The sequence below is a fragment of the Pseudomonas sp. Irchel 3H3 genome (genome assembly GCF_900187635.1).
Classification (GTDB): domain Bacteria; phylum Pseudomonadota; class Gammaproteobacteria; order Pseudomonadales; family Pseudomonadaceae; genus Aquipseudomonas.
Map to the genome: position 1 here is coordinate 54538 of NZ_FYEC01000005.1, position 19200 is coordinate 73737.

Consider the following 19200-nt stretch of genomic DNA (forward strand, 5'->3'; position numbering starts at 1 on the left):
GGGGTGGTACCACCCTGAACCCATCGCGAGGCTTCAAACGGATGAGAATCCTCGGCATCCTGTGCCTGTTCCTGACCCTCAATGGCTGCAGCTCACTGCTGTTCTACCCTGAGCCCGGCCTGCCGTTCACCCCGGATAAAGCCGGGCTGCAGTACCGCGACGTAAGCCTGACCACGGCCGACGGGGTCAAGCTGCACGCTTGGTGGCTGCCGGCAAAAGAGGGTGTCGCGGTCAAGGGCACGGTCCTGCATCTGCACGGCAACGGCGGCAACCTGGCGGCGCACCTGGGGGGCAGTTGGTGGTTGCCCAAGCAGGGTTATCAAGTGCTGCTGCTGGACTATCGCGGGTATGGCCTGTCGGCAGGCGAGCCAGGTTTGCCGCAGGTCTATCAAGATATCGATGCGGCCTTCAAATGGCTGGACCAGGCGCCGCAGGTACAGGGCACGCCGCTGATTGTGCTCGGCCAGAGCCTGGGCGGCGCCATGGCGCTGCACTACCTGGCCGAACACCCGCAGCGCCAGGTTCAACTCAAGGCGTTGGTGCTCGACGGCGTGCCGGCCAGTTACCGCGAAGTGGGCCAGTTTGCCCTCAGTACTTCCTGGCTGACCTGGCCGTTCCAGGTTCCGTTGTCGTGGCTGGTGCCGGACGCTGACAGCGCAATCCGCGCCATGCCCCAAGTCAACGCTGTACCGAAATTGATCTACCACAGCATCGACGATCCCATCGTGCCTCTTTCCAACGGCATCCGACTGTATCAAGCTGCGCCCCCGCCAAAGGTGCTGCAATTGACCCGCGGTGGCCATGTGCAGACATTCGCCGACCCGGTCTGGCGAACCGTCATGCTGCGCTATCTGGACGATCCGCAGCACTTCAATGGTGTGCGCCGCCTGGGAGAGATCCCCAATTACCCGGCCCCCAGCCATTCACCCGATCAACCGCAAGAGAGCCCGCAATGAGTGAAGAACGTAACGCTATCCCGCTGATCATCACCGGTATCTGCAGCATCCTGGGCACGGTCGCTGCCCTGTGGTGGTACGGCTACCTGCACTTTGCCAAGCCGGAAGACGCCTTGCTGCTCAACGAGTTCACCATGCTCAAGACCGTACCGGGCGAAGATTACAAGGTCTCCCTGGAGCCGGCAGCCCAGGTCGCGCAGTGCATCGACGGCGTGCTGGTATTGTTCGACACCGAACAGAAAGGCCTGACCGGTGTACTGATCAACGCCAAGAAAAAGGCCGTGCGCTGCATGGGCGAGGAAACCCCGCAGCAGCTCGAACCCTGAGTCCATGAATTCGCTGCCAACCCTGTGGGAGCGAGCCTGCTCGCGATGAGGCCATCTGGCCAGACCCAATCCATGGGTGCACCGCTCCAACAATGTCCTGCAAAAAAGCCCCGCCTGATCACATCAGGCGGGGCTTTTGCGTTACCGCGCTAAATCCTTAGTTGGCGCTCACTGCCGAGCGTGGGATCACCGGTTGGTTGTCGTTGGAAATGGTCACTTCCACCCGACGGTTCATCGCCCGGCCCGAGACGCTGTTGTTCTCGGCCACTGGGTACTCTTTGCCGTAACCCTGGGCAACCACGCGCGCTGGGTCGACGCCCATTTTCACCAGGGCCATGCGCACTGAGTTGGCGCGGCGCTCGGACAGGCTCTGGTTGTAATTGGCAGCGCCGGTGCTGTCGGTGTAGCCCTCGACAATCACCTTGCGGTCCGGATTCTCGGCGAGGAAATGCGCCAGTTTGTTGATGTTCACCAAGCCGCTGGATTTCAGTTCAGCCTTGTTGGTCGCAAACAGCACATCGCCGAAGGTCACCAGGGTTCCGCGATCGGTCTGCTTGGCGTTGAGGCTGTCCTGCAGTTGCTTGATCTGCGAGTCACGGGCATCAAGACGGGCCTGGGCCCGATGCGCCGAAGCATTTTTCAGGTCGGCTTCAGCGGTACGCAGGGCGATGGTCTGCTTGGCGACTTCAACACGTTGGTTGGTCAGGTACGCCAGTTGATCGACCTGTTCAGTCTTCTCGCGCTCCTGGAAGGCTTTGTCGGCCTTGTCCAGGTAGTCACTGGCTTCCTTGGTTTCCAGGGCCGCGACTTTGCTCGCTTGTGGATTGGCCTGCAGGGCCGAGTAGTTGGTCCGGGCCTGTTCCAGGTTGGCATTGGGTGGCGTCGAGCAAGCGGCCAGGGCAACGCTGGCGGCCAGGAGAGCTGGGATCATCAATTGCTTACGCATAGTGGTTCGTCCTTTCTATCGATTCGCGGGTGCACAGGGGCGTGAGGGCAGGGCTTATTGCACGCTGCGCTGGCTTTCCTGGCGCAGTTCCTGAACGCCTTGCTGAGAGTCCTTGAGCGACTGTTCGGCTTTCATCGCCTGGGCTTTGCGTTCGGCGACGCGGGCATCCCACTCAGCCTGTTCGGCCAGCAGTCGAGCCTGGTCGTATTGCTTGTCGTGCATGGCCAGTTCGGCTTGTTTGAGCTTGTCCTGGGCGGCCTTCATCTCCACGGCGGCAAACTCGGTACCGCCGGCGCTGACAGCGCTGTTGACTGCCGATTGGGTGACGGCGTATTGCTCGGTCGGCGGGTTGCCGGCGCATCCCGCCAGGACGAAGCTGCAACCGAGTGCCAGGGCGGCCAACTTGAGACCGCGCGGGAATGTGGACGTGGTTGTGGCGGTGCTGGTTTTCATGGTCTTCAACTCCATTGGATAACTCCTGAAAATCGTCAAATCCATCCTGGTCGTGGAGCCGTGAGAGCGATGAGACGAGGCCTGTGACAGCGGGTTGTGGTACGGCTGTTCCAGTGATGGTTACTGGGTGTGACCCGAGGCTTTTTTTCAAAGTTCAGAAAAGATGGCGTATCGCCCGAAAAAACCTCGAGGACTTTTGCGAGGCTCTAAACCGGGAACTTTTGCCCCGCGCAGGAGTATTCCCAAGCCACCAAGGGCTCGGGAATACGCGGTTTCAGGAGTGTCGAACGGGGTGTCGCCTAGTGTTTCTGCTTGCCGGCTGCAGCCGAAAGATCATGCAGATGTTGCCGTGACAGGGCGAGGAAACGCGGGGTAGGGCCGACGTCCTCGTAGAGCGGATCGCCCTCTTCGTCGGTGGCGATCACCTGCTGGCCCTTGATGTAGGGAAAGCTTGCCTCGAGCTCTTCCAGGGCGGCGCCAATCAGTTCCCCGAGCAACTCTTCGGGGTGGCGCTTGGGGTACATTTCGCTGAGTGCCGCCAGGCGTGCAGCGGCTTCGACGTCCAGGTGAATGCTGTAGCCGGTCTTGGTCAAACGGCCTTTGGCGGTTTCTTCCCAATGCAGGGCCAGTTCACGAATTTTCATAATGACCTCAATAATCACCTGCTCGTGACAGGTTGTGATGAGTCTTCGGCGGTGGCCGGTAGCAAGCCTGGGTACGGCTTACTCATGAGACTAGCCGCAACCGCGAAGGTTTAAAGTCGATTCGTCGTCTGCTTGTAAGAACCGGCCGCGAGCGGCACTCTTGAGCCTCAAGGATTGCGCCTGATAGCTGACCGCCACTCGCTGGAGAACTGCTGATGACCGATATCGATGCACGCTTGCGCGAAGATGTTCACCTCTTGGGTGAGCTGTTGGGCAACACCATCCGCGCACAGTACGGGGATGGTTTTCTCGACAAGATCGAGCAGATTCGCAAGGGTGCCAAGGCTGACCGGCGTGGCTCCATGGACGCCGAACTGAGCGCCAGCCTCAACCAGCTGAGTGAGGACGAACTGCTGCCGGTAGCGCGGGCGTTCAACCAGTTCCTCAACCTGGCGAACATCGCCGAGCAGTACCAGTTGATCCATCGCCGCGAAGAGTCGCAGCCGGCGCCGTTCGAGGCGCGGGTCCTGCCGCAACTGCTGGCCCGGCTGCGGGCCGAGGGTCACAGTGGCGAATCACTGGCGCGGCAATTGGGCCGGCTGGAGATCGAGCTGGTGCTCACCGCGCACCCCACCGAAGTGGCGCGCCGGACCCTGATCCAGAAGTACGACGCGATTGCCGCGCAACTGGCCGCGCAGGACCATCGCGACCTCACCAGTGCCGAACGCGAGCAGATCCACCAACGCTTGCAGCGCTTGATCGCCGAGGCCTGGCACACCGAAGAAATCCGCCGCACCCGACCCACCCCGGTCGACGAAGCCAAGTGGGGGTTCGCGGTGATCGAACATTCGCTGTGGCAGGCGATTCCCAATTACCTGCGCAAGGCCGACCTGGCCCTGCAGACCGCCACCGGCCTGCGTTTGCCACTGGAAGCCGCGCCGATCCGCTTCGCCTCCTGGATGGGCGGCGACCGCGACGGCAATCCCAATGTGACGGCGGCGGTGACCCGTGAGGTGTTGCTGCTGGCACGCTGGATGGCGGCAGACTTGTACCTGCGTGACGTCGATCAACTGGCAGCCGACCTGTCGATGCAACAGGCCAGCGCGGCGCTGCAGGCCAAGGCCGGCGACAGTGCCGAGCCTTACCGGGCGGTGCTCAAGCAATTGCGCGAACGCCTGCGGGCGACCCGCAACTGGGCCCAGGTCTCGTTGACGGCGAATACCCCGGCCGGGGCCGATGTGCTGCACAACAACCGCGACCTGCTGGACCCGCTGGAGCTGTGCTACCAGTCGCTGCACGAATGCGGTATGGGCGTGATTGCCGATGGCCCGCTGCTCGACTGTGTGCGCCGGGCCGTGACTTTCGGCCTGTTCCTGGTGCGCCTGGACGTACGACAGGACTCCACCCGGCATTGCTCGGCGATGACCGAGATCACCGATTACCTCGGCCTGGGGCGGTATGAAGATTGGGACGAGGAGGCGCGCATCGCGTTCCTCATGACTGAGCTGCACAATCGCCGGCCGCTGCTGCCCAGCCACTTCAAGCCTTCGGCCGACACTGCAGAGGTCCTCGCGACTTGCCGCGAAGTCGCCGCCGCACCGGCGGCTTCGCTGGGCTCCTATGTGATCTCCATGGCCGGTGCCGCCTCCGACGTGCTCGCCGTGCAACTGCTGCTCAAGGAAGCCGGGGTGCTGCGGCCGATGCGCGTGGTGCCGCTGTTCGAAACCCTGGCGGACCTGGACAACGCCGGGCCGGTGATCGAAAAGCTGTTGCTGCTGCCCGGCTATCGCGCGCGCTTGCAAGGCCCCCAGGAAGTGATGATCGGCTACTCCGACTCGGCCAAGGACGCCGGCACCACCGCGGCGGCCTGGGCGCAATACCGGGCGCAGGAGCGGCTGGTGGATATTTGCCGTGAGCAGCAAGTCGAACTGCTGCTGTTCCATGGTCGCGGTGGGACCGTGGGCCGTGGCGGTGGTCCGGCGCATGCGGCGATTCTGTCGCAGCCGCCGGGTTCGGTGGCTGGGCGTTTCCGTACCACCGAGCAGGGCGAGATGATTCGCTTCAAGTTCGGCTTGCCGGACATCGCCGAGCAGAACCTGAACCTCTATCTGGCCGCTGTGCTGGAGGCGACATTGCTCCCGCCACCGCCGCCGGAACCCGCGTGGCGGGGCTTGATGGATGAACTGGCCGCCGATGGCGTGAGCGCTTATCGCGCGGTGGTAAGGGAGAATCCGCAGTTCGTCGAATACTTCCGCCAATCCACCCCCGAGCAGGAGCTGGGGCGGTTGCCGCTGGGCAGTCGCCCGGCCAAGCGCCGGGCCGGAGGCATTGAAAGCCTGCGGGCGATCCCGTGGATCTTCGGCTGGACCCAGACCCGCCTGATGCTACCGGCCTGGCTGGGTTGGGAAGCGGCGCTGAGCAAGGCGCTGGCCCGAGGCGAGGGTGAACTGCTGGCGCAGATGCGCGAGCAATGGCCGTTCTTCCGCACCCGGATCGACATGTTGGAAATGGTCCTGGCCAAGGCCGACGCGGACATCGCAAGGTCCTACGACGAGCGTCTGGTGGAGGCCGATTTGCTGCCTTTGGGGGCGCATTTACGCGACCTATTGTCGCAGGCCTGCGCCGTGGTCCTGGGCCTGACTGGCCAGTCGCAGTTGCTTGCCCATAGCCCTGACACTCTGGAATTCATTCGCCTGCGCAACACCTACCTCGATCCGCTGCATCTATTGCAGGCCGAGCTGCTGGCCCGCTCGCGACAGCAGGACGTGGCGCAGGGCAGCCCGGTGGAACAGGCGTTGCTGGTGTCTGTAGCGGGGATTGCCGCCGGTTTGCGCAACACCGGCTAAGGGCCGATGGGCAACCTCGGCAGTCCGTTCTGCCTCGCCAACCGGCAGGTGAGGAGGGCTGCCGGGGCCTGGCAGGCGACACTTTGTTATGGGGTTGCGACTTGGAATACCTCGTCGCAACGGCAGGACCAGCGCGGGTTCCTCCGACTTTCGGCGGCTTGTGTGGGCCGTGCCTGCTGTGTATCTTGATCAGCCTTTGGCCGTTTGGGCGGCCCACGACCCTATTCTGAGATTGGCCCCAAGCGGCGAATCCGATCGTTTATAAATAAGAAATTGAGGAGCACATCGATGCGCGTCATTCTGCTGGGAGCTCCCGGGGCCGGTAAAGGTACTCAGGCTAAGTTCATCACCGAAAAATTCTCCATTCCGCAGATCTCCACCGGCGACATGCTGCGTGCGGCGGTCAAGGCTGGCACCGAGCTGGGCATCAAGGCCAAGGGCATCATGGATGCCGGTGGCCTGGTCTCCGACGACCTGATCATCGCCTTGGTCAAGGACCGTATCGCGCAGCCAGATTGCGCCAACGGTTTCCTGTTCGACGGTTTCCCGCGCACCATCCCGCAGGCTGAAGCACTGGTCAGCGAAGGCGTCGAGCTGGATCACGTGGTGGAAATCGCCGTCGACGACGAAGAAATCGTCCAGCGTATCGCCGGTCGTCGTGTCCACGAAGCCAGCGGCCGCGTTTACCACACCGTCTACAACCCGCCAAAACTGGCTGGCAAGGACGACATCACTGGCGAAGAGCTGGTGCAGCGCAAAGACGATACCGAAGAAACCGTGCGTCATCGCCTGTCGGTCTACCACGACCAGACCAAGCCTTTGGTGGCGTTCTACCAGAATCTCGCGGCTGCCCAGGGCAAGCCGAAGTACAGCCACATTGCAGGCGTTGGTTCGGTTGAAGCCATCACCGGCAAGGTGCTTGAAGCACTGAGCTGATAAAGCTCACTGGCTTTACGTTCAACGGCCCGCTTGCGGGCCGTTGTTGTTTATACTGACGGACTTTTTTCTACCACGTTGACGGAAACATCGATGAGTACCTTGCTGGCCCTGGACACCGCGACTGAAGCTTGCTCCGTTGCCTTGCTGCATAACGGCAAGGTAACCAGCCATTACGAGGTGATCCCGCGGCTGCATGCGCAGAAGCTGCTGCCGATGATCCAGCAATTGCTGGCCGAGGCCGGCACCACCTTGCAAGCGGTCGATGCGATTGCCTTTGGCCGTGGGCCAGGGGCGTTTACCGGCGTACGGATTGCCATCGGCGTGGTCCAGGGCCTGGCGTTTGCCCTGGACCGCCCGGTGTTGCCGGTGTCCAACCTGGCGGTGCTGGCGCAGCGCGCGTTGCGCGAGCACGGCGCGACCCAGGTGGCGGCCGCCATCGATGCCCGCATGGATGAAGTCTATTGGGGTTGCTACCGCGAAACCGCCGGTGAAATGCGCCTGGTCGGCGCCGAGGCGGTGCTGCCACCGGAAGTCGCGGCTCTGCCTGCTGATGCGGCGGGCGACTGGTTTGGTGCCGGCACCGGTTGGGGTTATGCCGAGCGCATCGCCGTCAGCCTGAGTGGCCAGGACGCCGGCATGCTGCCCCACGCCCAGGACTTGCTGAGCCTGGCGCAGTTCGCCTGGGAGCGTGGTGAAGCGATTGTCGCCGACAACGCCCAGCCGGTTTACCTGCGCGACAAAGTGGCGACGCCCAAGGCCCGCTAAGCCCTCGTCAGGGTCAGTACGTGACGTCAATCGTCAGTTTTCAGCCCGGGCTTTTAAACCTTTTGCCTTTTATGTGTTCTAGTTATCACTTGGCAATTTGCGCGTCGCAGTAAGTGCCGCTAAATTGCCATCATTGATAACGAGTTTATCTCTATGCGCGTAGACGGTTTTTCCTCGCAGTCCTATCCCATCCCCCGCAAGCCTCGCAAGGGCAGTGCGACGGTGGACGACTCCGTCCTGGACCACGACGACGAACCGCAAGTGCCCTCTGAAGAGCAACTGGCCGCCCGCGCCGCCCAGCGCCAGAGCAATCTGCCCGCGCGCCCGCAAGACCTGCTCTACCACCGTGCGATGAGCCGGCATGTCTCCCTGGCCCTGGCCAGTTACCTGAGTACCGCCGCTTTCGTCGATTGGGACATGGAAGTGCTGGGTCTCGACCTGCACATCTGATGTCGCTGCCGTATTTCCTCGGGTGCCCATCCTGGAGCGAAAACGCCTGGCGCCAGTATCTGTATCCGCAAGACGCCCGTCCTAACCAGTTCCTGGAGTTGTACTCACAGGTGTTCAACGCCGTTGAAGGCAACACCACCTTCTATGCGCGCCCAGCACCGGCGACGGTGGAGCGCTGGGCGCAAATCATGCCCAGACACTTTCGTTTTACCGCCAAGTTCCCCAGCGATATCAGCCACGGCGGTGACCTGCGTGAGCAACTGACGGCCGCAGAGTCTTTCGTGCAATTGCTCAGCCCGCTGGGTGAGCGGGTGGCGCCGTTCTGGCTGCAGCTGTCGAAGGCCTTCACCCCGCAACGCTTGCCGGAACTCGCCGGGTTTATCGACGGTTTGCAGCGGCCCCTGGCGGTGGAGGTGCGGCATCCGGATTTTTTTGCCAAGGGCGATGCCGAGCGCCAGCTCAATCGCCTGTTGCTTGCGCGTGGCGTTGAGCGGATCTGCCTGGATCCGCGAGCGCTGTTCAGTTGCACCTCGAGTGACCCTGGGGTCCTGCATGCGCAGTCGAAGAAACCTAACGTGCCGACTCGCCCGGCAGCGTTCACCCAGTGCCCGCAGGTGCGCTTCATCGGTCATCCGCTGCTGCTGGCCAATGATCCGTTCCTGACGCCCTGGGTCGAGAAAATCGCCCAGTGGATCGAAGAGGGACGCACGCCGTACATCTTCCTGCACACTGCCGACAACCTGCAGGCAGCCGCGTTGGCACAGCACTTTCATGCTCGGTTGATGACGCGTTTGCCTGGCTTGCCGGCGCTGCCTGAGCTATATAGAGAACCCGCCGCCGAGCAGCTCGGTTTGCTCTGACGACGGGCCACCCCCCCGCGACAGGAGCGAGCCAATGGCCACGCAAATCTTCAAAGCCCAAGCGTTCAAAGCCTTGCATGAAGGTCCCGGGACCTTTGTGATTCCCAATCCCTGGGATGCCGGTTCGGCCAGGATGCTCGCCAGCCTGGGTTACCAGGCGCTGGCAACCACCAGTGCCGGCTACGCGTTTTCCATGGCTCGCCCCGACGGCGCACTGAAGCTTGAGGACACCCTGGCCAACGTCCGGGCGATTGTCGCGGCCAGCGACTTGCCGGTCGCCGTCGACCTCGAAAACGGCTTTGCCGATGATCCCACGCAGTGCGCCGAAAGCCTGCTGCTTGCCGCCAGCGCCGGGGCCGTCGGCGGCTCGATCGAAGACGCCACGGGCCGCGAAGACGCCCCTATCTACTGCTTCGAGCATGCCGTGGCGCGCATCGAGGCCGCGGTGGCGGCCGCGCGCAGCCTGCCATTTCCCTTCACCTTGACCGCGCGCGCGGAGAATTATCTGCACGGCAATCCAGACCTGGCCGATACCATCCGCCGCCTGCAGGCGTTCGCCGAGGCGGGCGCCGATGTGCTGTATGCCCCCGGCCTGCGTACGGCTGAAGAAGTGCTGGCGGTCGTGCGGGCGGTGGCGCCCAAACCGGTCAACGTGTTGATGTCCGGGGGGCTCAAGCTTAACGTGGCGCAACTCAACGAGATGGGGGTCAAGCGTATCAGCGTCGGTTCGGCCATGGCCTTGGCGGCCTATGGCGAGTTCTTCCGCGCCGCCAGGGAGATTCAGGAACACGGCACCTTTGGCTTCACCGAGCGCTCGATGCCGTATGCGCAGGCCAATCAACTATTCAAAGGCTGACTGACGGGGCGTGATGGTGAAGTGGCTGAAAGTCCTGGTGCTGCTGTTATTGCTGGTGGGGGCTGGGTTGTTCGGTGTGTGGCGGGGCTGGTTGCCTGTGTCCTCGGCGTGGAATCCCTGGGCGCCGCTGGAGGTGCAGGCGGCGCCGAACCTGCTGACGCGCTACAAGCTGATGCGCCTGCGTGATAACCCGGCACTCTGTGACCAGGTACTCGCTACCTCCGGCCTGAAGTTCAGCCGCCAGGCGGACAGCCCGACCGATGCCACCTGCCCGTTGCACAACACCTTGCGGGTGTCAGGTGGCGAGGTGGCGCTGAGCAGCAGCTTTCTCGCCAGTTGTCCCCTGGCTGTGGCCTTCGCCCTGTTTCAGCGCCACGCGCTGCAGCCAGCGGCTCAGGCGGTCTACGGCCAGGCGGTGGCGCGGGTCGATCACCTGGGCAGCTTTGCCTGTCGCAATATGTACAACCGGGATAAAGCTGCACGCAGCCAGCACGCCACGGCCAATGCCCTGGACATTGCCGGTTTTCGCCTGGCCGATGGGCGCACAGTCAACGTGCTGCGGGACTGGCCACAGGACAACGCCGACGCGCGGTTTTTGCGCCAGGTGCGCGATGACGCCTGTGAGGTGTTCAACGTGGTGCTGAGCCCGGACTACAACGCCGCTCATCGCAATCATTTTCACCTGGATACTGGGCCCTGGTGGGTCTGCCGCTGAGACTCAGGCGGCGATGCGCAGATTGTGCAGGACGATCGGCCGCGCCCAGCGGGTGTCGAAGTCCAGTTGTTTCTGTTGTTCGACCTGTTCTTCCGGCGGATAGGGTGGCGCAGGCGGCGGCAGCAGTTGCAGTTCGAACTCGGCGATCGGCAGGAACAGCGCCCGCGGTTGCGGAGCCGGGCCTGGGGGTGGCAGGGGGTGGCCGGCCGTGAGCACCAGCGGACGCAGCCACTCGTGGTCGAAGTCCTGTTGCGCTTGCTGGGCGACTATCTCATCAGCCGGGAAGGGCGGGGCTGGCGGGTCCAGCAGTTGCATCTCGAATTCGGCGATCGGCAGGAACAACGGTTCGGGCGGGCGGATCTCGGTATCGACGATGTTGCACGCGCGCTGGCTGACGATCTCGCTCAGCAACTCGGAGCCGCCAGCGGGCTCAACCGAGCTATCGATGGCAACGGGCGTGTAGTCACCTGCCGCCGGTACCCGGTCACCCAACTGATCGGCCAGGGCCTGGGCAAAAAAATCCTGCCACAGGTGACTGACGCCGCTCAGTGTTTGGGTGTTGTGCCGGCTGTATTCGCGGTAAGGCGAAATAAACCCGGCGGGTACGTGTTGAATGTCTGACATTTTTCTCGGTCGACGCTCAGCTCTGGCAAAATGCTCGATAGTTTGGTTATCGGCCGTTTTTGCCGATCATTAATTTTTTGAGTGTGTTTTCTGATGAGTGAGCAACCTGCGGCCAGCCGCATCAAAGTCCAGGCCCTGGCGGATGGCTTTCAGGCGCAAGCCTTGCATTGGGCCGAGCGCCTGGGCCTGCCGCTGCAACTGGACGATGCCGAGTTCGCCCTCCAAGTGGGTGAACAGGGTTTGCAGTTGCAGCAACTCGGGGCGGATGCGCCCGGTCCGGTGCGGGTGGATTTCGTCGAGGGTGGCGCGGCCCATCGCCGGTTGTACGGTGGCGGCAGCGGGCAGATGATCGCCAAGGCGGTAGGCGTCGCACAGGGCGTGCGCCCCAGGGTGCTGGATGCCACGGCGGGGCTGGGCAAGGACGGTTTTGTGTTGGCCAGCCTGGGCTGCGAAATCAGCCTGATCGAGCGCCAGCCGTTGATTGGCGCCTTGCTCGAGGATGGTCTGGCGCGGGCGGCAGAGGATTTCGAGGTAGCGCCGATTGTCGCGCGGATGCGCTTGCTCAAGGGCAATTCAATCGAACTGATGCGCAACTGGGAAGGCGAACCGCCGCAGGTGATCTACCTCGACCCGATGTTCCCGCACCGTGAGAAAACCGCACTGGTGAAAAAGGAAATGCGCCTGTTTCGCCCGTTAGTGGGGGACGACGCGGATGCCCCGGCCCTGCTGGAAGCTGCCCTGGCCCTGGCCAGCCACCGGGTCGTGGTCAAGCGCCCACGCAAGGCCCCGTGCATTGCCGGGCCCAAGCCGAGTCATGCGTTGGATGGCAAGTCCAGCCGGTATGACATCTATCCGAAAAAAGCGCTCAAGTCGTAAGCCACATAGCATGCAGCTTGCAGCTGCCTATGGCCGATAGGCCCGCATAAACAACCCCACCACTTCCTGCACATGGGCTTCGGCCGCCTCGCCGATGGGCGGCTCACCGCAGCCATAGAGCAGGCGGAAATTCCCCGCGCCCTTGAGCAGGCAAAAGAAGTGCTCGGCGGCATTGCGCGGCTTGTCGATGTGCAAGGCCCCCAGTTGGTCGATCTTGCCGAGCAAGCGTTCCATACCGTTGAGCATTCGTTGCGGGCCGGCGTCGAAGAAGATCAGCGAGAGCTTCGGGTCCTGGCTGCCCAGGGCCATGATCAGGCGGTGCAGGTTGACCGACTCATCGCTGTTGATCAGTTGATGAAAGCCCCGGGCAATGTTCAGCAACACATTTTCTACCGGCATGCCTTCGGGCAATTCGAAGAACAGGGTGGGCAATTGTTCTTCGCACTTGGCCATGACCGCGGCACTGAACAGCGTCTCCTTGTCATTGAAGTGGCTGTAGACGGTCAGTTTTGATACGCCGGCCTCAGCCGCTACCGCGTCCATGCTGGTGCTCGCATAACCGTTGCTCAGGAACAGGCGCTTGGCTGCCTCGAGGATCGCTTCGCGCTTGGCGAGATCTTTTGGGCGGCCGGGGCCGTTGGAAGGAGAAAGATTGTCGGACATTTTTCGCTTTTAATACTGGACTGGTGAGTTTGCTATTAATAACATACTGCCCAGTATAATTATTCCTAGCACCATTAGCGAAAGGTCGTTCACCATGTTCCGCTATGCCTTGCCCCTCGCGTTGCCAGTCAGCCTGGCGCTGTTATTAACGGCATGCGGTCACGAAGAGCCGGTGCAGGCCACCGTGCGCCCGGCCATGGTGGTCCAGCCAGAGCCTTCGGCGCAGGCGCTGGACAGCTACCCCGGTGAAGTCCGAGCGCGTTATGAGCCAGACCTGGCATTTCGCATCGGTGGCAAAGTCAGCCGACGACTGGTAGATGAAGGGCAGCGGGTCAAGGCCAACCAAGCACTGGCCGAACTCGACCCCGAGGACGTGCGCCTGCAACTGGACGCGAGCCGGGCCCAGGTTGCAGCAGCAGCGGCCAACCTCAACCTGGTACGCGCCGAACGCGATCGGTACAAGACCCTGATGGAGCGGCAGATGGTCAGCCGCTCGCAGTACGACAACGCCGAGAACCTCTACCGCGCGGGTGAAGCACGCCTCAAGCAAATCAAGGCAGAGTTCGATGTGGCCAGCAATCAGGCCAGCTACGCGGTATTGCGCGCGCCCCAGGATGGGGTGGTGGCCAAGCGCGCAGTGGAAGTCGGGCAAGTGGTGGGTGCCGGGCAAACGGTCTTTACCCTGGCAACCGACGGCGAGCGTGAGGTGCTGATCAGCCTGCCGGAGCAGCATTTCGGCCGGTTCAAGGTCGGCCAGCCGGTCACGGTCGAACTCTGGACCCAACAGGGCCAGCGCTTCGCCGGGACGATTCGCGAGCTGTCGCCCGCCGCCGATCCCAAGTCGCGGACCTTCGCGGCGCGTATCACCTTTACCGCCGGCAAGGTTCCGGCCGAACTTGGGCAAAGTGCCCGAGTGTTCATTCAGAGCGCCGATGCGGTCGCGCTCACCGTGCCGCTGTCGGCGCTTACGGCTGAGAACGGTGCTACTTACGTCTGGGTCGTGGGCGCCAACAACACGCTGAAAAAAGTCCCGGTGCGGGTCGGCGCGTTCGGTGAAAAAACCGTGCCAGTGCTCGAGGGCTTGAACCCCGACGACTGGGTCGTGGCGGCCGGTGTGCATGTGCTCCTCGACGGCCAGCAGGTGCGGCCGGTGGATCGCTCCAACCGCGTGGTCAATCTGGCGGGCAAGGAGTAATACCCAATGGGTTTCAATCTTTCCGCATGGGCGTTGCGCAATCGCCAGATCGTACTGTTCCTGATGATCCTGCTGGCCGTCGTTGGCACCCTGTCCTACACCAAGTTGGGGCAGAGCGAGGACCCGCCGTTCACGTTCAAGGCCATGGTGATCAAGACCAATTGGCCCGGGGCAACCGCCCAGGAGGTCTCGCGCCAGGTCACCGAACGCATCGAAAAGAAGCTGATGGAAACCGGCGAGTACGAGCGCATTGTCTCGTTTTCGCGCCCCGGCGAATCCCAGGTGACGTTCATTGCCCGCGACTCGATGCACTCGCAGCAGATTCCCGAGCTGTGGTACCAGGTGCGCAAGAAGGTCAGCGACATTCGCCAGACCCTGCCACCAGGAATCCAGGGACCCTTCTTCAACGATGAATTCGGCACCACCTTCGGCAACATCTATGCGTTGACCGGCGAGGGGTTTGATTACGCGGTGCTCAAGGATTATGCCGACCGGATCCAGATCCAGCTGCAGCGGGTCAAGGATGTCGGCAAGGTCGAGCTGCTCGGGCTGCAGGACGAGAAGATCTGGATCGAGCTGTCCAACGTCAAGCTCGCCACCCTGGGCTTGCCCCTGGCCGCTGTGCAGCAGGCGCTGGAGGAGCAGAACGCGCTGTCCAATGCCGGCTTCTTTGAAACCGGCAGCGAGCGCCTGCAACTGCGGGTCACGGGCAACTTCGAGACGGTGGAGCAGATCCAGCGGTTTCCAATCCGGGTCGGCGACCGGACGTTGCGGATTGCCGACGTGGCCGATGTGCGTCGGGGTTTCAACGATCCACCGGCGCCGCGCATGCGCTTCATGGGTGAAGATGCGATCGGTCTGGCAGTGGCGATGAAGGACGGCGGCGACATCCTGGTACTGGGCAAGGCCCTGGAACTGGAGTTCGAGCGCATCCAGAACAACTTGCCGGCCGGCATGCAGCTGCGCAAGGTTTCGGATCAGCCGGCGGCGGTGAAAACCAGTGTCGGTGAGTTCGTGCAAGTGTTGGCCGAAGCGCTGGCGATTGTCCTGCTGGTGAGTTTCTTCTCGCTCGGCGTGCGCACCGGCATGGTGGTTGCCCTGGCTATCCCCCTGGTGCTGGCGATGACCTTTGCCTGCATGTATTACCTGGGCATCGGCCTGCACAAGATTTCCCTGGGGGCGCTGGTGCTGGCCCTGGGGCTGCTGGTGGACGACGCGATCATTGCCGTGGAAATGATGGCGATCAAAATGGAGCAGGGCTACGACCGCTTCAAGGCCGCCAGCTATGCCTGGACCAGTACCGCCTTCCCAATGCTCACCGGCACCTTGATCACTGCCGCCGGCTTCCTGCCGATTGCCACGGCGCAATCGGGTACCGGCGAATACACCCGCTCGATCTTCCAGGTGGTGACCATCGCGTTGCTGGCGTCCTGGGTGGCGGCGGTGGTGTTCGTGCCGTACCTGGGCGAAAAGCTGCTGCCGGACCTGGCAAAGATTCACGCCGCCAAGCACGGCGCTGGCCAGCCCGATCCTTACGGCACGCCGTTCTATCAACGGGTCCGACGGTTGGTGGAGTGGTGCGTGCGCCGGCGTAAAACGGTGATTGCACTGACCGTCGTGCTGTTCGTGGCCTCGGTGGTGCTGTTCCGGTTTGTCCCGCAGCAGTTCTTTCCAGCCTCCGGCCGCCTGGAGTTGATGGTCGACCTGAAGCTGGCCGAAGGTGCCTCCCTGAGCAATACCACCGCCGAGGTCAAGCGCCTGGAGGCATTGGTCAAGGAACACGCCGGCATCGAAAACTACGTGGCCTACATCGGCACCGGTTCGCCGCGTTTCTACCTGCCGCTGGACCAGCAATTGCCGGCGGCGAGCTTTGCCCAGTTCGTGGTGCTGGCCAATACCATCGAGGAGCGGGAGAACCTGCGGACCTGGCTGATCGAAACCCTCAACGAGCAGTTCCCGGCATTGCGCTCACGGGTGACGCGCCTGGAAAACGGCCCGCCGGTGGGTTACCCGGTGCAGTTCCGGGTGACCGGCGAGCACATCGAGGAGGTGCGTGCCCTGGCCCGCAAAGTGGCGGCCAAGGTGCGTGAGAACCCCCATGTGGTCAATGTGCACCTGGACTGGGAAGAGCCGAGCAAGGTGGTGTACCTCAATGTCGATCAGGACCGGGCCCGGGCACTGGGCGTGAGTACGGCCAACCTGTCGAAGTTTTTGCAAAGCTCGCTGACCGGTTCCAGCGTCAGCCAGTACCGCGAAGACAACGAGTTGATCGAAATCCTCTTGCGCGGCACCTTGCACGAACGCAGCGAACTGTCGCTGCTGTCGAGCCTGGCGGTGCCGACCGATAACGGCAAGAGCGTGGCGCTGTCCCAGGTCGCGACCCTGGAATACGGCTTTGAGGAGGGCATCATCTGGCACCGCGACCGCTTGCCCAACGTGACGGTGCGCGCCGATATCTACGGCAAGGAACAACCGGCCACCCTGGTCCAGCAGATCTTGCCGACCCTGGCGCCGATTCGCGCCGAACTGCCCGACGGCTACCTGCTGGATGTCGGCGGCACGGTGGAAGACTCGGCCCGCGGCCAGAACTCGGTGAAGGCCGGTGTGCCGTTGTTCATTGTGGTGGTGCTGACCTTGCTGATGCTGCAATTGCGCAGCTTCTCGCGCACCGCGATGGTGTTCCTGACGGCGCCGCTGGGGCTGATCGGTGTCACCCTGTTCCTGATCGTGTTTCGCCAGCCGTTCGGTTTTGTGGCGATGCTGGGCACCATCGCCTTGTCGGGGATGATCATGCGTAACTCGGTGATCCTGGTGGACCAGATCGAACAGGACATTCGGGCCGGTCTCAAGCCTTGGCAGGCGATCATCGAAGCCACGGTGCGACGCTTCCGGCCCATCGTGCTGACGGCGCTGGCGGCCGTGCTGGCGATGATCCCGCTGTCGCGCAGCGTGTTCTTCGGCCCGATGGCCGTGGCCATCATGGGCGGCCTGATCGTCGCCACGGCCCTGACCCTGTTGTTCCTGCCGGCACTGTATGCGGCGTGGTTCAGGGTGAAGAGAGAGTGAGGATTTGACTGGCAGTTGATCGGCGTTCCTTGTCTCAATATTTAAGAATGTTGAGACAAGGTCGTTGGTGTGTTGTACTTCTGTCTCAGTTTTATTATTTTTTGAGACAGAGATGATCAAGGGGCCGCCCACCGTAGATCCCGACGTTCTAGAAAAACTTGGGATCTCACCCTACAAAGAAAAGCTCGTGCAGTATTTGGCCCTGCTCAAGCCACTGGATAGTCAGGGTCGTTATCTGCCATTCGATGAGCTGCGTTATCGCTGGCCGCCAGGCCTGGATACGACGCTGTGTTGGGCCTTGGTGAAAAAGGCGCGCATGACCCAGTACAGCCAACTGCTGCCATTGGGGGAGCCTAACCAATGGGCTCACTTCATCCTCACCCCACTGGCGCAGAAAACCCTGTCGGTGGTCGACCGTCAGGCAACCACTGCCGCGCTGGAGTACATGACTCATCACATCGGTGAGACGGCGCATTTCAGCTACTTGCTCAATGACCTGATCGAAGACGAAGCCATCAGCAGTAGCCAGCTGGAAGGTGCTGCGACCACCACGCAGGTGGCCAAGGACATGCTCAAGCGCAATCGCCTGCCTCGTTCTGCGGATGAGCAGATGGTCATTGGCAACTACAAGATGATGACGTTTGCCTGGGAGAATCGTCATGAGCCGTTGAGCCTCGAACTCATCAGCCAGCTTCATCGCGTGGGGGTCGAAGGTATCGACGATGCGCAGTATTCGCCGGGGCTTTTTCGCAGCAATGATGACGTCGTGGTGCAGGACGGTGAGGGCAATACCGTCCATACGCCACCTCCGGCATCAGGCATCGGCGCTCGCCTCAGCGGTTTGGCACATTGGATCAACCAGTCGCAAAACGACCCGTTGCAGGCCGACTATGTGCACCCGATGATCAAGGCTATCGCCCTGCATTTTGCGATGGGTTATGAGCATCCATTTCGCGATGGCAACGGTCGGGTGGCGCGGGCCCTGTTTTACTGGTTCATGTTCAAGAATGATTTTTCCGCGTTTCGCTACATTGCTATCAGCATTCTGTTGCGCAATGCACCCGTGAAGTACGGTCGCTCCTACCTGGCTACCGAAAGTGATGGGCTGGACCTGACGTATTTCATCGACCATCAGTGCTCGGTCATATTGCGCGCAGTCACCGAGTTTTCGGCGGTGTATCGCAAGAGTCTGGTCTATGCCCAAGGATTTGATCGTTGGCTTGAGGAGTCGGGACTGTTCAAGCAATTGACGGACAAGCAACGAACGGTATTTCAGGTAGCCAAGAGTGGCATGGCCAAAGAGTTCACCGCCGTCAATGTGAAGGAGAACCTGAACTGCTCTTACAACACCGCTGCCAGCACACTGAACGGTCTGGTCGAACTCAAGGTGTTCGAGAAGAAAAAGATGGGGCGCGAGTGGGTGTTCTTTCTGCGTGACGCATTGCACATCCAAGCAGACCGAAGCAGCCCGTAGCAGCTGTCGAGCCTGCGAGGCTGCGTTCGGCTGCGAAGCAGACGCCAAGGAGCCACATTAGCCCAGCGAGGACTTCGTCCTCGAACGCAGCCTCGCGGGCTCGGCAGCTGCTAGAGAGTTCCTTGGCGTACGGCGTCGACGCGCACTTGCAGCGGCAGGGGATCCTTGCCGTCCAGTTGCACGGCGTGATGTTCGGTGGTGATGAACAGCAGCTTGCCGTCGTTTTCGATCCGCGCGCTCACCGAGTAGCGGTGGCCAGGTTCGACTTGCAGGGGATCGTAGCTGAGGTGGAACTTCAGGGGGACCTGGCCTTGAACCGGGCCTTTGTGTTCGTCGATCACCCGGGCCGGTGCATCGGCGAGGGACACGTCCTGCAGGCTGACACTCAAGGTCGCAGTCGGCGGCAAAGCGATGCGTTGCAGGTAGAAGACCTCCCCGTCCAGGGAGGCCTCGGGCTCGGAGGAGGGTGTCTGGCAAGCGGTAAGCAGGGCTGCGGCGGCGAGCAGGGTGAGTTTTTTCATCACGGATCTCCGTAGCGAGGGCTCC

19 protein-coding genes are annotated in these 19200 nt (G+C 62.2%); 13 read left to right on the top strand and 6 right to left on the bottom strand.

Annotated features, from left to right (window positions below; genetic code table 11):
• Positions 1 to 41 precede the first annotated feature (41 nt).
• Together CKW24_RS07830 and CKW24_RS07835 are read left to right on the top strand one after the other, a co-directional pair.
• Positions 42 to 956 carry an alpha/beta hydrolase gene (locus tag CKW24_RS07830; RefSeq protein ID WP_095166729.1) on the top strand — a complete coding sequence of 305 codons (915 nt, stop codon included), beginning with the start codon at positions 42 to 44 and terminating at the stop codon, positions 954 to 956.
• Positions 953 to 1282 carry a hypothetical protein gene (locus CKW24_RS07835; RefSeq protein WP_095166731.1) on the top strand — a complete coding sequence of 110 codons (330 nt, stop codon included), beginning with the start codon at positions 953 to 955 and terminating at the stop codon, positions 1280 to 1282. The genes CKW24_RS07830 and CKW24_RS07835 overlap by 4 nt, the downstream gene beginning before the upstream one ends.
• Positions 1283 to 1439: 157 nt before the next feature.
• On the opposite strand, the gene CKW24_RS07840 is transcribed toward CKW24_RS07835, so the two are convergent.
• From CKW24_RS07840 to CKW24_RS07850, 3 genes are all read right to left on the bottom strand, one after another.
• Complete coding sequence (locus tag CKW24_RS07840) at positions 1440 to 2228, bottom strand: OmpA family protein (RefSeq protein ID WP_095166733.1); 789 nt, start codon at positions 2226 to 2228, stop codon at positions 1440 to 1442.
• A 54-nt stretch (positions 2229 to 2282) separates the two neighbouring features.
• On the bottom strand, positions 2283 to 2696 hold the full coding sequence (locus CKW24_RS07845) for a DUF4398 domain-containing protein (RefSeq protein ID WP_095166735.1): 414 nt from the start codon (positions 2694 to 2696) through the stop codon (positions 2283 to 2285).
• Between the two features lie 284 nt (positions 2697 to 2980).
• Entirely contained in the window at positions 2981 to 3325 is a 345-nt protein-coding gene (locus CKW24_RS07850) for a pilin assembly protein (RefSeq protein WP_095166736.1), read from the bottom strand.
• Positions 3326 to 3540: 215 nt separating this feature from the next.
• Here CKW24_RS07850 and ppc point away from each other — a divergent pair, with 215 nt between their 5' ends.
• From ppc to CKW24_RS07885, 7 genes are all read left to right on the top strand, one after another.
• The gene (gene ppc / locus CKW24_RS07855) at positions 3541 to 6171 is read left to right on the top strand and encodes a phosphoenolpyruvate carboxylase (RefSeq protein WP_095166738.1); all 2631 of its coding nucleotides are present in this window, start codon (positions 3541 to 3543) and stop codon (positions 6169 to 6171) included.
• Between the two features lie 288 nt (positions 6172 to 6459).
• On the top strand, positions 6460 to 7107 hold the full coding sequence (adk, locus tag CKW24_RS07860; protein WP_095166739.1) for an adenylate kinase: 648 nt from the start codon (positions 6460 to 6462) through the stop codon (positions 7105 to 7107).
• Between the two features lie 93 nt (positions 7108 to 7200).
• Entirely contained in the window at positions 7201 to 7875 is a 675-nt protein-coding gene (tsaB, locus tag CKW24_RS07865; RefSeq protein WP_095166741.1) for a tRNA (adenosine(37)-N6)-threonylcarbamoyltransferase complex dimerization subunit type 1 TsaB, read from the top strand.
• A gap of 153 nt (positions 7876 to 8028) precedes the next feature.
• Entirely contained in the window at positions 8029 to 8325 is a 297-nt protein-coding gene (locus tag CKW24_RS07870) for a hypothetical protein (protein WP_095166743.1), read from the top strand.
• Positions 8325 to 9185: a DUF72 domain-containing protein gene (locus CKW24_RS07875; RefSeq protein WP_095166744.1), complete on the top strand. Its 861-nt coding sequence runs from the start codon at positions 8325 to 8327 to the stop codon at positions 9183 to 9185. The genes CKW24_RS07870 and CKW24_RS07875 overlap by 1 nt, the downstream gene beginning before the upstream one ends.
• Before the next feature lie 34 nt (positions 9186 to 9219).
• Complete coding sequence (locus tag CKW24_RS07880; protein ID WP_095166746.1) at positions 9220 to 10041, top strand: oxaloacetate decarboxylase; 822 nt, start codon at positions 9220 to 9222, stop codon at positions 10039 to 10041.
• 13 nt (positions 10042 to 10054) lie between these two features.
• The gene (locus CKW24_RS07885; protein WP_371917576.1) at positions 10055 to 10756 is read left to right on the top strand and encodes an extensin family protein; all 702 of its coding nucleotides are present in this window, start codon (positions 10055 to 10057) and stop codon (positions 10754 to 10756) included.
• 3 nt (positions 10757 to 10759) lie between these two features.
• Here CKW24_RS07885 and CKW24_RS07890 read toward each other — a convergent pair whose 3' ends face one another.
• Entirely contained in the window at positions 10760 to 11380 is a 621-nt protein-coding gene (locus CKW24_RS07890; RefSeq protein WP_095166748.1) for an energy transducer TonB, read from the bottom strand.
• Between the two features lie 93 nt (positions 11381 to 11473).
• Between CKW24_RS07890 and CKW24_RS07895 the strand changes: the two genes are divergently transcribed.
• A complete protein-coding gene (locus CKW24_RS07895; RefSeq protein WP_095166750.1) occupies positions 11474 to 12256 on the top strand; it encodes a class I SAM-dependent methyltransferase in 783 nt (260 codons plus the stop codon).
• 27 nt (positions 12257 to 12283) lie between these two features.
• On the opposite strand, the gene CKW24_RS07900 is transcribed toward CKW24_RS07895, so the two are convergent.
• Positions 12284 to 12919, bottom strand: a complete 636-nt coding sequence (locus CKW24_RS07900; protein ID WP_095166752.1) for a TetR/AcrR family transcriptional regulator — start codon at positions 12917 to 12919, stop codon at positions 12284 to 12286.
• 94 nt (positions 12920 to 13013) lie between these two features.
• On the opposite strand from CKW24_RS07900, the gene CKW24_RS07905 reads away from it, so the two are divergent.
• From CKW24_RS07905 to CKW24_RS07915, 3 genes are all read left to right on the top strand, one after another.
• The gene (locus tag CKW24_RS07905; RefSeq protein ID WP_095166753.1) at positions 13014 to 14114 is read left to right on the top strand and encodes an efflux RND transporter periplasmic adaptor subunit; all 1101 of its coding nucleotides are present in this window, start codon (positions 13014 to 13016) and stop codon (positions 14112 to 14114) included.
• 6 nt (positions 14115 to 14120) lie between these two features.
• Positions 14121 to 17180 (top strand): efflux RND transporter permease subunit, encoded by a 3060-nt coding sequence (locus CKW24_RS07910; RefSeq protein ID WP_095166755.1) that lies wholly within the window; start codon positions 14121 to 14123, stop codon positions 17178 to 17180.
• Between the two features lie 112 nt (positions 17181 to 17292).
• Positions 17293 to 18654 (top strand): Fic family protein, encoded by a 1362-nt coding sequence (locus CKW24_RS07915; protein ID WP_095166757.1) that lies wholly within the window; start codon positions 17293 to 17295, stop codon positions 18652 to 18654.
• 110 nt (positions 18655 to 18764) lie between these two features.
• On the opposite strand, the gene CKW24_RS07920 is transcribed toward CKW24_RS07915, so the two are convergent.
• Complete coding sequence (locus CKW24_RS07920) at positions 18765 to 19175, bottom strand: YbaY family lipoprotein (RefSeq protein WP_095166759.1); 411 nt, start codon at positions 19173 to 19175, stop codon at positions 18765 to 18767.
• Positions 19176 to 19200: the final 25 nt, after the last annotated feature.

Coding starts and splice junctions, on each gene's coding strand:
- CKW24_RS07890 (WP_095166748.1), bottom strand. CDS start 11,380: ATGTCAGACATTCAACACGTACCCGCCGGGTTTATTTCGCCTTACCGC.
- CKW24_RS07850 (WP_095166736.1), bottom strand. CDS start 3,325: ATGAAAATTCGTGAACTGGCCCTGCATTGGGAAGAAACCGCCAAAGGC.
- CKW24_RS07900 (WP_095166752.1), bottom strand. CDS start 12,919: ATGTCCGACAATCTTTCTCCTTCCAACGGCCCCGGCCGCCCAAAAGAT.
- tsaB (WP_095166741.1), top strand. CDS start 7,201: ATGAGTACCTTGCTGGCCCTGGACACCGCGACTGAAGCTTGCTCCGTT.
- CKW24_RS07870 (WP_095166743.1), top strand. CDS start 8,029: ATGCGCGTAGACGGTTTTTCCTCGCAGTCCTATCCCATCCCCCGCAAG.
- CKW24_RS07880 (WP_095166746.1), top strand. CDS start 9,220: ATGGCCACGCAAATCTTCAAAGCCCAAGCGTTCAAAGCCTTGCATGAA.
- CKW24_RS07905 (WP_095166753.1), top strand. CDS start 13,014: ATGTTCCGCTATGCCTTGCCCCTCGCGTTGCCAGTCAGCCTGGCGCTG.
- CKW24_RS07830 (WP_095166729.1), top strand. CDS start 42: ATGAGAATCCTCGGCATCCTGTGCCTGTTCCTGACCCTCAATGGCTGC.
- CKW24_RS07910 (WP_095166755.1), top strand. CDS start 14,121: ATGGGTTTCAATCTTTCCGCATGGGCGTTGCGCAATCGCCAGATCGTA.
- CKW24_RS07835 (WP_095166731.1), top strand. CDS start 953: ATGAGTGAAGAACGTAACGCTATCCCGCTGATCATCACCGGTATCTGC.
- CKW24_RS07915 (WP_095166757.1), top strand. CDS start 17,293: ATGATCAAGGGGCCGCCCACCGTAGATCCCGACGTTCTAGAAAAACTT.
- ppc (WP_095166738.1), top strand. CDS start 3,541: ATGACCGATATCGATGCACGCTTGCGCGAAGATGTTCACCTCTTGGGT.
- CKW24_RS07875 (WP_095166744.1), top strand. CDS start 8,325: ATGTCGCTGCCGTATTTCCTCGGGTGCCCATCCTGGAGCGAAAACGCC.
- CKW24_RS07845 (WP_095166735.1), bottom strand. CDS start 2,696: ATGGAGTTGAAGACCATGAAAACCAGCACCGCCACAACCACGTCCACA.
- CKW24_RS07885 (WP_371917576.1), top strand. CDS start 10,055: ATGGTGAAGTGGCTGAAAGTCCTGGTGCTGCTGTTATTGCTGGTGGGG.
- CKW24_RS07840 (WP_095166733.1), bottom strand. CDS start 2,228: ATGCGTAAGCAATTGATGATCCCAGCTCTCCTGGCCGCCAGCGTTGCC.
- CKW24_RS07895 (WP_095166750.1), top strand. CDS start 11,474: ATGAGTGAGCAACCTGCGGCCAGCCGCATCAAAGTCCAGGCCCTGGCG.
- adk (WP_095166739.1), top strand. CDS start 6,460: ATGCGCGTCATTCTGCTGGGAGCTCCCGGGGCCGGTAAAGGTACTCAG.
- CKW24_RS07920 (WP_095166759.1), bottom strand. CDS start 19,175: ATGAAAAAACTCACCCTGCTCGCCGCCGCAGCCCTGCTTACCGCTTGC.